Raw genomic sequence first — 13,722 nt, 5'->3', positions numbered from 1 at the left:
TATTAGTATTTGGAGGTTACCATGATTACAGGCCACATTTCACAATATAAAACCTTTGCTTTACACCCGGCATTGATGCGTGGATTATCTTTTTTAAATACCACTGACTTTGCAACAATACCGGCTGGAACCGTGGAAATAGATAATCGCAATATTTATGCACAAATTATCGATATGGACACCACACCAAAACATGAAAATCGTCCGGAAGTGCATAGAAAATATATCGACATCCAATTTTTATATAAAGGTAAAGAACAAATGGGTTATGCGCCTGACTTTGGTGACAACATAATCAAGGAAAACCTATTAGAACAAAGAGATATCATTTTCTATGAAGATAAAATTCAAAATGAATCTACCTTAATTATGACCCCAGGTTGCTTTGCTATATTCTTTCCTACCGATATTCACCGCCCAGGCTGTATTTGTGAATCGGCATGCAAAATAAGGAAAATTGTGGTTAAAGTTGCAATGGATCTTCTAGTTTGATAACCACCAAGGCTATTTAATAACACACTACTAGGGAAGAAATAATTATGCTTAAAAAATCAGGATTTATTGTAGGTGCTTACCCATGTGCACCATCATTTCACCAATGCGATCAAGAGATGGAAATTAGTTTTTGGCAACAATTAGCTAAAAACCCCCATATTCGCGGAATTGAGCAACCTTGTTTACAAGATCTGCACCCTTATGGTGACGATTTTCTTTTCAAATTAATTCCGGATGAATGGACTATCGTAGTGACAGCAGTGATGGGCACTATGCAAAAAAGAGCTGTAAATGCTAATTTTGGCTTAGCATCAACTGATGAAGAACAGCGCCAAGCTTGTGTTAAATTTTACCAACATATTTACCAAAAAATATCACAAACTAATGATCGCTTTAAAACAAATAAAGTCCTTGCTTTGGAAATTCAATCCGCGCCAGCACAAAATCCAACAATAGCCACTGCGCAACAAGCCTTTCAAAAATCATTATACGAACTTAGCCAATGGGATTGGCCTTGTGAATTAGTTATTGAGCATTGTGACGCATTTAATGGTGTTGATCCTAAAAAAGGTTTTTTACCTATTGAATCCGAAATAGAGTCCGCCGCAGGCTTTAAGAATATGGGTATTTGTATTAACTGGGCAAGATCAGCACTTGAAGGGCAAAATACGCAATTACCATTACAACATACTCAGCAAGTACTTAATGCTAATTTACTAAGTGCGCTAATGTTCTCTGGTACAACTTTAACCGGGCCTTATGGCCATTGGGGGGATTTACATGCACCTTTTGCCCATTTTGAAGGTGCCAAAGTTAATTGTCCGGAATCGATTATGACGGTTGATTTAGCCAAACAATTACTACAAGTAGCTAAACCTGAAGCATTAAGCTTCCTAGGAATTAAATTGTTAGAAATCGATAAAAATGCCACAGTAGAACACCGAGTAGCAATTTTAGAAGATGGCATTAATGCTCTAATTAAAGCAACTACTTTATGAGTGATTAACCGAAAAGTAAAAAGTAATTCAATCCTGGTAAGATAACTTTACTTTTACTTCCCCAAGTTAATCGGCGGTATGGTATCACAGGCCTAACTGCCACTCAAGAGTAGTATTTATGACGTTTCTCTATATTCCAAAACAATATGGATAGAGAAAAAACCGAAAAGAATTATAAATATAGTAGTTTTTAATTTTAGAAGGTATCTGATTATGAATACAAACTCAAATACAATAACTGATAATATTCCCAAACAAAGGTGGCTGAGGATTATTCCGCCAATTTTAATAACTTGCATTATTTCCTATATGGACCGCGTAAATATTGCCTTTGCCATGCCAGGTGGTATGGAAACAGATCTAGCCATAACCGCCTCAATGGTTGGGCTTGCTGGTGGTATTTTCTTTATTGGTTATCTATTTTTACAAGTACCGGGTGGTAAGATTGCCGTGCACGGTAGTGGCAAAAAATTTATAGGATTTTCATTATTATCGTGGGCGATTATTTCAACCCTTACCGGCTTAGTAACCGACTTATACCAATTGCTATTTTTACGCTTTGCACTTGGTGTTGCCGAAGGTGGTATGTTACCGGTGGTGTTGACCATAATTAGTAACTGGTTTCCTGATCGCGAACGTGGGCGAGCTAACGCAGTAATGATAATGTTTGTTCCTATTGCTGGCATATTAACAGCACCTTTATCCGGCTGGGTGATTTCTTCTTTAGATTGGCGCTGGTTGTTCATTATAGAAGGTATCATTTCACTGCTAGTGTTATTTTTATGGGCATTTACTATTAGTGACAGGCCCTCTGAAGCTAAATGGATTTCGGAAAAAGAACGTAATTTTTTGCTTACAACATTAGCGGCTGAACAACAAGCCTTTGTTGGTAAGGACGTTAAAAATGCTTCATTAGGTGCCGTCTTGTCCGATAAACTAATTTGGCAATTAATTATTTTAAATTTCTTCTACCAAACTGGTATTTATGGTTACACTCTGTGGTTACCAACCATCCTTAAAGAACTAACTCGTACAGGTATGGGTGCCGTTGGCATGTTATCCATTTTGCCATATGTTGGGACTATGATTGGTATGTTCTTCTTTTCTAGCCTTTCCGATAAAACTGGTAAGCGCAAGTTATTTGTCTTTATTCCATTAGCCGGTTTTGCTGTGGCTCTATTTTTGTCGGTTGCTTTAAAAGAAAATATTTGGCTAGCATATACTGCTTTAGTTTTTTGTGGAGTATTTTTACAGGCTGCTGCCGGAATATTCTGGACTATTCCAGCTAAACTATTTTCCGCTGAAATGGCTGGGGGTTCCCGTGGTGTTATTAATGCCTTAGGTAACTTAGGTGGCTTTTGTGGTCCGTATGCGGTGGGTATACTAATCACCCATTATAGCCAAGATGCCGGAGTATTAGCCTTGGCCTTATCACTTGCTATCGCCGCTATTTTAGCGTTATTACTCCCAAAGAAGTGTGATTATAAAGTAAACTAGCACTTAATTTGGTATCATTAGTGCAATGTTCAAATTGCACTAATGATTAATAAATGTAATTAATAACCCAAAAGTGAGAATATGAAAAAATATTGGTTAGGTATAGATTGTGGCGGTACTTATTTAAAGGCAGGGTTATATGATAACACTGGTAAAGAAATTGGTATTTACCGAGCTTTATCACCAATAGAAAATCCTCAAATTGGATGGGCTGAGCGCGACATGGATAACCTGTGGTCATCTTGCATTAAGGTAATTGCTTCATTACTAGATAACAACCCTGATTCAGCCCAATATATTCAAGGGATTGGTATTTCAGCCCAAGGAAAGGGTTTATTTTTACTAGATAATAAGGATAAACCATTAGGAAAAGGAATTCTCTCATCTGATCGACGAGCTATGGATGTTGTTCTTCAATGGCGAAAACAAAAAGTACCCGAAAAGCTTTACCCTTTAACTAAACAAACCCTATGGACTGGTCATCCGGTTTCATTATTAAGATGGATCAAGGACAACCAACCAGAACGCTACCAAAAAATTGCTTGTGTAATGATGTCCCACGATTATTTGCGTTTTTGTTTAACTGGCAATAAGAACTGTGAACTAACCAATATTTCCGAATCTAACTTATATAATATTAGAAGCCAACAATATGATGCCAAATTGGCTCAACTATTAGGAATTGAAACCATAATTGAAAAACTACCACCAATAGTCAATTCGTCCGCTATTTGTGGTTATATAACACCGGAAGTTGCTAAATTAACTAAATTACCAGCTGGCATCCCTGTAGTTGGTGGGCTATTTGATGTGGTATCCACCGCTATTTGTTGTGGACTAAAAGATGAAACCGTACTTAATGTAGTTATGGGGACTTGGGCAGTAACGAGTGGCATAGCCAATAAAATCTTAGATGATGAACCCTACCCTTATGTTTATGGTGAATATGCCATCCCTAACCAATATATTATTCATGATGCCAGCCCCACTTCATCCGCAAATTTAGAATGGGTTGTAAAACAATTGGGACTGTCGGATTATAATGATATTAATCGACGGATTGAGCAACTCCCTAAAGCTACAAGTGAGGTTTTTTTCATTCCTTTTTTATATGGGACTAATAGCAACCTTGCCATGACTAGTGGTTTTTATGGCATGCAATCTTTTCATAATCAAGATCATCTGCTACAAGCGGTTTATGAAGGGGTTATTTTTAGTCATATGCTTCACATTAATCGTATGCTGCAACGCTTTAATTCAATTAAAACACTGAGAGTTGCCGGTGGCCCAACAAAATCTAAAGTTTGGATGCAGATGTTAGCCGACATTAGTGGTTACCCATTAGAACTCGCTCAAATAGAGGAAACGGGGTGCTTAGGTGCAGCATTAACCGCAATGGTAGGAACTCAAGAATACAAAGATTTGCAACACGCGGTAACACAACTAAAAACACCACTAACAACCATTTTACCTGATCAGCAAGCTTATTCTGCTTATCAAAAGAAATTTAAAAAATATCAAAATCTTATTGAGTCATTAAATCAATTCCATCTTAAAAATGAATAAGATATAACATAAAAAAATATATCGATATGACTGGTTCTAGTGATATGGCTAAGCATTTTTTAATAATGGCTTCATTATTCTATAAAATATCGGGAAACAGTCTATTTTACTTAAAATTGATATCCCTACGTTTTATTTAATTAAATCTCAATTTAAGTAATACCTTGATAAAATTAATTTTTATACTTATTCTAAACAGAATAATTAGTAAAGGAGAATAAATAAGGTGATTAATTATGAAAATTGCATTAATGAATGAATTTAGTCAAGCAGCTAAAAATCCGATTATTTTTGAAAAACTTAATCTAGTTGCAACCCAGCAAAATCATATTGTATTTAATGTTGGTATGAAAAGTGATAACGATCATTATTTAACTTACATACATCTTGGAATAATGGCCAGTTTATTATTAAATTCAAAAGCGGTTGATTTTGTGATTACTGGTTGTGGCACCGGTCAAGGCGCCTTAATGTCATTAAATGCCTACCCGGGTGTTGTTTGTGGATACTGCATTGAACCAACTGACGCATTTTTATTTGCGCAAATAAATAATGGTAATGCCTTATCGATACCATTTGCTAAAGGTTTTGGTTGGGGAGCTGAACTAAATTTACAAAATATTTTTGAAAAAGCATTTAGTGGTGAAAAAGGACAAGGTTATCCTCCTGAAAGGAAAGAATCTCAAAATAAAAATGCAGAAATTCTTTTTGATATTAAACAAAAAATTGTATCTCGATCATATAGTGAGATTTTATCTTCATTAGACAGTGCAATGGTTAAACAGGCTTTTTCCGGAGAATTATTTCAAAAATGTTTTTTTGAAAATAATCAAAATCCTCAACTTGCTGAATTAGTAAAGAGCTATCTATAACATACTTATTGAAGGTTTTGTTTTTCATAACTAAACCTTCAACTGTTTTTATTTATATTCAATAATGAGTTTTGTGATATTTCTCACAAATTTTGTAAATAATAATATTGTTATAAAACTCATTAAAATAGGTCTGAAATTTTAATTAATTGTTCATTTTTGTGAAGTACTTCATATTTTTGCTTTTCATTTCTGATATTTCCCATCGTTTTTTTCAATAGAGTCCAATTGTGTACATTTGAATGTGTAGATTTTGGTTTTTGAGTTTTACTTAGCCCTCTTTATCTTAATTGTAACTTCATTATTAATAGGGAGAGTAACAACGTGTTAGAAATCATTCCTAAAAATAACATAGCTATAAATGTATTGGTTAAAAATTGGCAAGAAGCACTAACTAAAGCCGGTGAATTGTTGGTTAAAAACGGCTATACCACTGAGCAATATACTCTCGATATGATTCAGGCCGTTAATGAGTTTGGTCCTTATATTGTTATTGCTCCGGGCATTGCTTTAGGCCATGCCCGACCAACTAAAAATGTATTAAAAACCGGTCTTAGTTTAATCGTGTTAAAAGAACCTATTGAATTTGGCTCTAAAGAAAATGATCCAGTTCAAGTCGTGCTTGGACTTTGTGCAATAAATGATGTAGATCATTTGCAAACGTTGACTCAGATTTGTGCTTTTTTAGATCAAGACAATGCCATGCAAATTCTAATTAATAGTCAATCAACAGCCGACATTGCAGCGGCAATAAATAATTTTAAATCATAGGAGTCGTTATGAAAATTATCTGTGTTTGTGGAATGGGTTTAGGTTCTAGTGTTATCGCCAAGATGAATTTAGAACAAGTCCTAAAATCAATGAATATCGACGCCCAAGTTGATACCTGTGATGTTGGCAGCGTACGTAGTACTCCTGCTGATTTATATGTCACTACTTATGAACTTGCTCAATCTATGCCGGTGGAATACAAAGATAAAACCGTGATTTTAACTAATTTTGTACGTAAAGTTGAAATTGAAAAATCGATAGATGAGTGTTTAAAGAAACTTAATTTACGCTGATTGAATAGGAGTATAAAACATGAGTGAAATTCTTGATTTTATCATTTTTCAACTGTTAGACAGAGCACCTATTTTTTTAGGTTTAATTGCTTTAATTGGACTTTTATTACAAAAAAAGAAAACCAGTGAGATCATTGATGGAGTAGTTAAAACCATCGTCGGCCTATTAATCTTAACCACTGGGGCTGGAGTATTATTAAACTCAATAGGCCCAATCATGACTAAATTAAATGCCTCCATGGGGATTCAAGGTGTGCTTCCAGCTAACGAAGCCGCCTTCGGTGTTGCTATGGTTGATTTAGCCAATAGTATTACTATTACATTTTTAATCGGTTTTCTATTACATCTGTTTTTAGTGTTTATCATTCCATTTAAAAGCTGTAAAAATGTTTACTTAACAGTACATATGCAACTGTTCCTAGCTACTTTTATGGTTGTTTCATTACCAGGCACGTTAGGATTGTCAGGTACCGCATTAATTATTACTGGCGCAGTATTTTGTGCGTTGTATTGGACTTTTACACCAGCCATTACCCGCATTATCGGTAAGAGCTTTATGGGTGAAGATTTCACTTTAGGTCATCAGCAACAAGTTGGTGCATTACTGGCCAGTAAAATTGCCCCATTGTTTGGTAAAAAAGAACAAGATGCTGAAGAGTTAAAATTGCCCGGTTTTCTTTCTATTTTTCGTGACAATACCATTTCACTCGCATTTTTGATGCCCCTTATTTTTATTGGTATTGGGGTTGCCATTGGATCAGAAGGTATTACGGAATTAAGTGGCAATACTAACTGGGTTATGTGGCTAATTATTGAAGGCTTACAATTTACCGCAGGTGTAGTGGTGTTATTGGTTGGTGTAAGAATGTTTATCGGTTCTATCGTTCCGGCTTTCAAAGGTATTTCAGATAAATTGATCCCAAATGCATTACCCGCACTTGATAGCCCTTCAGTCTACCCCTTCTCACCAACAGGTGGTATGTTAGGATTCATTGCTTCTGTTGTTGCTGCATTAGTCGTGATGTTTGCAACAATAATCTTTAAATGCCCAATTATTGTTTTCCCTAGCCCAATTATTATGTTTTTTGACGGTTGTTGTATGGGCGTGTTTGGCAATAAGTTCGGTGGTTACAAAGGGGCTCTTGGCGCTGGTTTTGTCACGAGTTTACTTGCCCACGCCGGTATAATTTTACTTTACCCAATGATGGGCCCAATTTATGGTTCTGGCTTAATGTTCTCAAATATCGACTTCACCTTAGTTTGGTTACCGTTCATCTATTTAATGAAGTTTATCGGCATTATATTTGGTCTGGTTTAATTAAAGTAGAGAAATGATATGAAAATACAATTAGCGCTTGATTTATTAGATGAAGAACAAGCCCTAAACATGGTTAAAATGGTAGGTGACAATGTTGATATTATTGAAATTGGCACCTCACTATTAAAATTAGCCGGGGTGCAGATTATTGAAAAAATTCGTTCAATAACACCTAATAAACCAATATTTGTTGATATGAAAATTATTGACGGCCCTGAACGTGAAGCCACATTAATGGCCAACGTGAAAGCCGATTATTACTCTATGTTAGCGGTAGCAACCGATACCGCTATTACAAAAGTACTTAATATCGCCCAAAAACACCATGCACAGGTCGTTTTTGATATGCAATCAGTAACCAATTATCAAGAACGAAGTTTGCAATTAAAAAATTTAGGTGCGCAAATGATTTGTGTACATAAAAATTCGGATTGTGGTGATAGCCTTAATGAAGCTTTTAAAGAATTTATTGATATCAAAACAATAACTCAACTACCTATCGCACTAGCTGGCGGTATCAATTTAACTACCTTACCAGAAATAAAAACACAGCTAAAACCAGAGGTGGTGATTATTGGTGGAACCATTCTTAAAGCTGAAGATCCTATAGCTACAACTAAAGCGTTACGCATTATTGCTGATAGTTAAACATGAAATAGAGGATTTGTTATGAGTAAGCTAGATAATATTACACGTGAATCTTGGATATTAGGTAATTGCCCTGAATGGGGCACTTGGTTAAATGATGAGATCGATGCAGAACAAGTTTTAGCCAATTCTGTGGCAATGTGGTGGCTCGGTTGTGTTGGTTTATGGATTAAGACGCCCGGTAATACTAATTTATGTATCGATCTTTGGTGTGGAACCGGCAAAAAAACTAAACATCTACCACCAATGAAAGCTACACATCAAATGGCTCGGATGAGTGGTTCAAGAATTGCGCAACCGAATTTGAGAAATGTACCTTTTGTTATGGATCCTTTTGCTATCAAAAATGTGGATGCTATTATGGCAACTCATTTTCATTCTGATCATATTGATATTAATGTAGCTGCCGCTGTTATGCAAAATTGCGCAACTGATGTACCTTTTATTGGTCCTCAAGCTTGTGTTGATTTATGGATGGATTGGGGAGTGCCAGAATCTCGCTGTATTGTAGTTAAACCTGGCGATAATATAAAAATCAAAGATATTGAAATAGAAGTTTTAGAATCTTTCGATCGAACTGTATTAATTACTGAACCGCCAAAACCGTTAAATGAACCTAACCAAATCCCTAATATGGATTTGCGCTCAGTCAACTATTTAATTAAAACTCCTGGCGGCAACATTTATCACTCTGGTGATTCGCATTACAGTAATTTATTTGCTAAACATGGTAAGCAACACGATATTGACGTTGCATTTGGTTCGTTTGGTGAAAATCCTATTGGCATAGTTGATAAACTAACCTCTATTGATATTTTACGTATGGGTGAAGCCTTACAATGTAAAGTAGTAATCCCGATTCACCATGATATCTGGTGTAATATGTTAGCTGATCCAAATGAAATCCTAGCGCTATATGAGATGCGTAAATACCGATTACAATATAAATTTAAACCATTTATTTGGCAACCTGGTGGTAAATTTACCTACCCTCAAGATAAAGACAACATGGTTTATCAGTTCCCAAGAGGTTTCCCTGATATCTTTGAACACGAAACAAATGTTCCTTATCCTGCATTTTTATAGCATTATAATGTTTAAACCATCTGATATTCAGATGGTTTAAACAACACAACCAAGGAAAGCTATGCGATTAGATTATATTTCTGTCAAAATTATCAAAACGATAGCAATCAATCCAAATATATCGATTAACCAACTTTGTAACCAGATTTCTATTACTCGCCGGCATTTTTATTATCGGTTGGAAACAATGAATGATTGGTTAACAAAAAATAATTTCCGCAAAATAGATAACAGCCGTTCACAAGGATTAACTTTACTTGATCATGAGGTAACAAAGATCCTTGATCAACTCGATCTTATTTCCACTCACCACTATGAATTAAAAAGTAACGAACGGATGGATCAAATTTTAATGTATCTAATCTTAACCAATAAACCGGTATTCGTGGATGATTTAAATCAAATTAATCGCGTTAGTCGCAACACAACATTAAATGACATCAATATAATCAATCAAAAATATCATGGAATTATTACTTTTAAAAAGAAACAAGGATATTGCCTAACTACTGATGTATTAAAACAACGTTTTTTAGCCTTACAAATTATTCAAATGCACTTTAAATTTAAAAGTAACTTTATTTATCAACTGATTTTAGATACATACAATCAAAGTAACATACAGGATATTTCTACCATCATTGAGGAGATAAATAATGTCATCTTGGCAGTAGAAACAAGTTTAAAAAGGCATTTTACTGATAAAGATCGGCAATTACTTTGCTATATGTTATTAATTACCCTGCTACATGTTATTAATAACAAACAAAATATTGTATTTAATCAACAACAACAAAATTATTTATGGTTCACTTCCGAGTGGTATACAGCCAAGTTAGTGCAAAAAACCTTGCGCATTAACCTTGACATACAGCTGCCTGATAATGAAATTTTATTTGTTAGTTTATTATTGTCGATCCTTAAAAGCTTTCATTCTGATGAAAAGATCAGCCAACAAGATAGTAATTTAATTAGACATATAAGAATGCTTATTGCCGAATTTCAGCGTTTAGCTGGCGTTTATTTTATTGACAAGATAGGGCTACAACGGCAACTATTTATGCATTTAAAACCGGCGATTCGGCGCGGATTATTTAATATTAATATCGAGAATTTACTCCTTGATGATATAGAGCAACTATACCCACAAATTTTTAGCATCACTAAACGCGTTGTAACGATTATCGAAGCTGAGTACCATTTTCAATTTACTAACCATGAGCTTGGTTATATTGCCATGACTTTCGCTGCCTGGATCAATAAAAATAAAGAAACCAAAGAAAAAAATATTTTACTGATTTCTGAGGACGGTGTTTCGGTTACCTCAATATTAGAACAAAAATTGCGAAAATTAACCGTTATCCCATTGATTATTCACTTAAAGACCTTACAAGAATATAAACAAGGGGATTACCCAAAGCAGATTGAATTAATTATTACTACAACTAATCTTCCCGATATCGAAAATAAAAAAGTGCCTGTAATAAAAGTAAAACCCATTTTAACAAATCATGAACAACTTACCATAAGGCAACTATTGGAAAATCGTGATTATGAATCACAGTTACCAATCATGGTTAATGCATTGATGAATGAAATTGATCCTTATATTCCTAAGCATCTGCGTTCCAATATTCGCGTCAAATTTGATAATATTATCCGCCAAAACGTGGCGCTAATCGGATTACCGATAAAAGAAAATCTCACATTAGAACAAAGCCTACATGGCAATATTGGCATATCGCGTTCACAATTAAATTGGCATAAAGCCATTGATCTTGTTGGTCAACCCCTAATTAAACGCGGTTTGATTAAAACAAATTATTTACAAGAGATAAAAGAGAATATTAATAAATTTGGTATGTATATGTACCTTACTCCCAATATTGTGCTACTGCATGCCTCACCTATAGATAATCAGCATCTACCCTATTTATCATTATTAAAAGTAACGAAACCAATCCCCTTTAAGATTGGTCAAAAATCGGCTGCGGCATCAATAATTTTTCTGCTGGTACCAGAAAAAACCGCCAGCCATATAAAATTGTTAGAGCAATTAAATGTTTTGTTAACTAACGAACAAAAATTAAATGACTTATTAAAAGCCAATAATATCGATAGCATAGAAAGAGTTTTATTTAACTCTTAAATAATTATAAAGAAATAAACTATCACATTTTGTTTAGTTACATAAACCACCCCGCATATTAGCCAGAATCCGCAATAGCTTTGTTGAACTACTTTTAAAATAACTTGGCTATTATTGGCGCAATAAATCATTCAGCATTCTTATTGAAACAGCATAGACTCCGCAACCGTTTTTACAGCGCTATAAATCAGAAATGTGACTAAGACTAATACAAATAATGCCTACCTAATCAATATAGGCATTAATGTATAAAATTATAATAAGATTAGAAAAGCGTATCGCCACTCACAAAATTTAGACCTGGATGGTTGTCAAATCTAACTACGCCAATCAGAATATTATCGGGTAAAGCTTGTTTAAGCATTGACACGCCATGAACGCCAAATCCGCCACAGAGCTCTATTACTTCGACACCATCATTAACAACCCTTTTAGCAATTTCAATTGCATTTTTATAACTTGTTGCGGAACAAACTCTCATTGTTATTGATAACGTGTTCATTTCTTGGTCAACTACCGGACCTTCTTTATCTGGTGTTAAAAAAATAAAGCAAGCTTTCATAGTTCCTCCTTCAATTATAAGTTAGGTGTTTACTTATTTGCAGTACTCTCCCATTCCAATATAAATAAAATATAAAGGGCTGAAATCTTGTTCGTTAATTATCCTTTCACTATCTGGCATTATGAATACTTTTGTCAAGTTATTAAATAGATGTTGAGTAATGAATTTGTCTATTTTATAAACATAAATTATTGATAATTTATTGATAGTTGGATAATAAATATTCCTTTTTAATATGATATAGTTAGATAAATATTAACATGACTTATTTATTATTTTTTAATACTATTAGCGATGTTAGCTTGAATAAATAACTAGAAAATAATGCAACAAACTAGCTTTTGTTATACTTGGAAGATTAAATATGAATAATGATAAACCTCAGTCAAGCATACTGCTAATAAAATCTGTTGATCCCTACCATAACTTAGCATTAGAAAATAGTTTATTTGAAAACCTTAAACCAAATCAGCAGATTATTTTAATATGGCAAAATAGCGATTGTGTTGTGATTGGCCGGGCACAAAACCCTTGGCTTGAAGCAAATTTAAATTACACCGTTGCACATAACATTCCCGTTTTGAGGCGCCACAGTGGCGGAGGTACCGTTTTTAATGATAATGGCAATATTAATTTTACCTTTATGGCTTACAAACCAATTTATAATAGGAATACTATTACGCAACAAGTGAATCAACTATTGCTTTCGCTTGGATTAGATACTTATGTGAATGAGCGTAATGATATTTTATTAAAAATAAACGGCAAGTTATGTAAGATATCCGGATCTGCATATCAAGAAACCACCACCAAAGGGCTCCATCATGCTTCGTTGTTAGTTAGCTCTGATCTAACTAAATTACGCAAATCTCTACAACCTAATAATCATAACTTAATTATTAAAGGGATCACCTCTACACGTACTTCTGTAGCTAACATTAGTGACGCCATGCCAAATCTATCTGTAGCTTATATCTTGACTAAATTAGTTTCACATTTGCAAAATTATTTTAGCATTGCCAATGTTACTAAATTAGATAACATATCTGAATCAAAATTAGCTAATTTAAATAAGCAAACATCTTGGGAATGGAACTTTGGCGCTACTCCGCCGTTCATGCATATTTTGGAAGATAAGATTTTAGAACATGAAATAAAAGGTCAATTAAAAATCAATCGCGGTATTATTGATGACGTCGATTTGTCCATTTCGCAGTTTAATATTCAAGACATAGATAAAATAAAAAACCTACTGCTACAATGCCGATATCAAGCAGATGCAATAAACCAAAAATATAATGCCATTTTAACTCACGCTGAGGAGAACGATAAATTAACACCATTTATTCAATGGCTATCTAATCAAATTAACTAGGAGCCGCACATTTTAATGTATGGCCCCTCTAAATAATAATTAACCAATTAGAAGATAAGGGTAATTCTTCCATTGCAACCAGTACCAACAAT

Annotated in this window: 13 protein-coding genes; 12 read left to right on the top strand and 1 reads right to left on the bottom strand. The window is 34.4% G+C overall.

The genetic code is table 11. From position 1 onward, the window contains the following. The first annotated feature begins 21 nt into the window (after window positions 1–21). From A9G13_RS00640 to A9G13_RS00590, 11 genes are all read left to right on the top strand, one after another. Window positions 22–492, top strand: a complete 471-nt coding sequence (locus A9G13_RS00640) for a YhcH/YjgK/YiaL family protein (RefSeq protein ID WP_065555703.1) — start codon at window positions 22–24, stop codon at window positions 490–492. A gap of 47 nt (window positions 493–539) precedes the next feature. Continuing rightward, on the top strand, window positions 540–1,493 hold the full coding sequence (locus A9G13_RS00635; RefSeq protein ID WP_065555702.1) for a DUF4862 family protein: 954 nt from the start codon (window positions 540–542) through the stop codon (window positions 1,491–1,493). Window positions 1,494–1,706: 213 nt separating this feature from the next. Beyond that, a complete protein-coding gene (locus A9G13_RS00630) occupies window positions 1,707–2,990 on the top strand; it encodes an MFS transporter (RefSeq protein ID WP_065555701.1) in 1,284 nt (427 codons plus the stop codon). A gap of 81 nt (window positions 2,991–3,071) precedes the next feature. Continuing rightward, window positions 3,072–4,556, top strand: a complete 1,485-nt coding sequence (locus A9G13_RS00625; protein WP_065555700.1) for an FGGY-family carbohydrate kinase — start codon at window positions 3,072–3,074, stop codon at window positions 4,554–4,556. A gap of 236 nt (window positions 4,557–4,792) precedes the next feature. After that, window positions 4,793–5,428, top strand: a complete 636-nt coding sequence (locus tag A9G13_RS00620) for an RpiB/LacA/LacB family sugar-phosphate isomerase (RefSeq protein ID WP_065555699.1) — start codon at window positions 4,793–4,795, stop codon at window positions 5,426–5,428. Window positions 5,429–5,752: 324 nt separating this feature from the next. Continuing rightward, entirely contained in the window at window positions 5,753–6,199 is a 447-nt protein-coding gene (locus A9G13_RS00615) for a PTS sugar transporter subunit IIA (protein WP_065555698.1), read from the top strand. An 8-nt stretch (window positions 6,200–6,207) separates the two neighbouring features. Beyond that, window positions 6,208–6,492 carry a PTS sugar transporter subunit IIB gene (locus tag A9G13_RS00610; RefSeq protein ID WP_065555697.1) on the top strand — a complete coding sequence of 95 codons (285 nt, stop codon included), beginning with the start codon at window positions 6,208–6,210 and terminating at the stop codon, window positions 6,490–6,492. 19 nt (window positions 6,493–6,511) lie between these two features. Further along, window positions 6,512–7,810 carry a PTS ascorbate transporter subunit IIC gene (locus A9G13_RS00605; RefSeq protein WP_065555696.1) on the top strand — a complete coding sequence of 433 codons (1,299 nt, stop codon included), beginning with the start codon at window positions 6,512–6,514 and terminating at the stop codon, window positions 7,808–7,810. A gap of 18 nt (window positions 7,811–7,828) precedes the next feature. After that, window positions 7,829–8,458 carry an orotidine 5'-phosphate decarboxylase / HUMPS family protein gene (locus A9G13_RS00600; RefSeq protein WP_065555695.1) on the top strand — a complete coding sequence of 210 codons (630 nt, stop codon included), beginning with the start codon at window positions 7,829–7,831 and terminating at the stop codon, window positions 8,456–8,458. A gap of 21 nt (window positions 8,459–8,479) precedes the next feature. Next, on the top strand, window positions 8,480–9,544 hold the full coding sequence (gene ulaG / locus A9G13_RS00595) for an L-ascorbate 6-phosphate lactonase (protein WP_065555694.1): 1,065 nt from the start codon (window positions 8,480–8,482) through the stop codon (window positions 9,542–9,544). 61 nt (window positions 9,545–9,605) lie between these two features. Beyond that, window positions 9,606–11,693 (top strand): BglG family transcription antiterminator, encoded by a 2,088-nt coding sequence (locus A9G13_RS00590; protein WP_065555693.1) that lies wholly within the window; start codon window positions 9,606–9,608, stop codon window positions 11,691–11,693. 265 nt (window positions 11,694–11,958) lie between these two features. On the opposite strand, the gene A9G13_RS00585 is transcribed toward A9G13_RS00590, so the two are convergent. Then, window positions 11,959–12,255: a DUF6506 family protein gene (locus A9G13_RS00585; protein WP_065555692.1), complete on the bottom strand. Its 297-nt coding sequence runs from the start codon at window positions 12,253–12,255 to the stop codon at window positions 11,959–11,961. A 364-nt stretch (window positions 12,256–12,619) separates the two neighbouring features. Here A9G13_RS00585 and A9G13_RS00580 point away from each other — a divergent pair, with 364 nt between their 5' ends. Continuing rightward, window positions 12,620–13,630, top strand: coding sequence for a lipoate--protein ligase (locus A9G13_RS00580; RefSeq protein WP_065555691.1), 1,011 nt, complete (start codon window positions 12,620–12,622; stop codon window positions 13,628–13,630). Window positions 13,631–13,722 lie beyond the last annotated feature (92 nt).

The sequence above is a fragment of the Gilliamella sp. wkB178 genome (assembly GCF_001690705.1).
GTDB lineage: Bacteria > Pseudomonadota > Gammaproteobacteria > Enterobacterales > Orbaceae > Gilliamella > Gilliamella apicola_K.
Note: the sequence above shows the minus strand (reverse complement) of the source record. Positions and strands in the feature narration are given on the sequence as shown.